This is a genomic window from Enterobacter cloacae complex sp. S1 (assembly GCF_014930525.1).
GTDB lineage: Bacteria > Pseudomonadota > Gammaproteobacteria > Enterobacterales > Enterobacteriaceae > Enterobacter > Enterobacter hormaechei_C.
Genome location: NZ_JADBRE010000079.1, coordinates 1 through 554, shown reverse-complemented (window position 1 = coordinate 554; position 554 = coordinate 1). Strand labels below are relative to the sequence as shown.

The window sequence follows — 554 nt, the reverse complement described above, 5'->3', positions numbered from 1 at the left end:
CTCTAAGCGTTTGACCACCGTTGACAATTTGAAAGCCGTCAATATCCAATCGCATTGATTGATTGCCTGCCAGGTTTGTGGCTGATATTGATTTAGCTACCATGGTAATACCATTATTATACATAAAGAACTTAGTTGGGTTATTTTTTATAGTAGCCCCAATATTAGGATTATACTTGGAGTTTTTTACAAACCCTCTAACATTATCAAAGAGAACGCCAAACTCAAGAGTTGAATCAGCTAACACCGATATATCTTCGATATTTCTTTCCCGCCTAATAAGCTCATTATCTGATGTAATCCTGATTATCTCATCACAGCGCACTCTTAAAATATAAGATTTAGCCGTTGCCTTGTTGTCTTCACTGTAACACATTAATGCATCCTTACTAACTATCATGCTTGCATTAATGTCCTTAGGACGAATTGACATAAATTGCGAGATTGTGGGTAAAGCTAATGATTCGATATGAATTTGATAAATATTCGCTAAATTTTGTAATTCAGAATCAATCTCTCTCACCTCCTGAGCTTCATTACTTACTTGATATAAC

At 35.2% G+C, this 554-nt stretch carries 1 protein-coding gene; it reads right to left on the bottom strand.

From position 1 onward, the window contains the following. The coding region (locus IM290_RS21505) for an AIPR family protein (RefSeq protein WP_193354515.1) at positions 1-554 on the bottom strand (554 nt) is incomplete at both ends.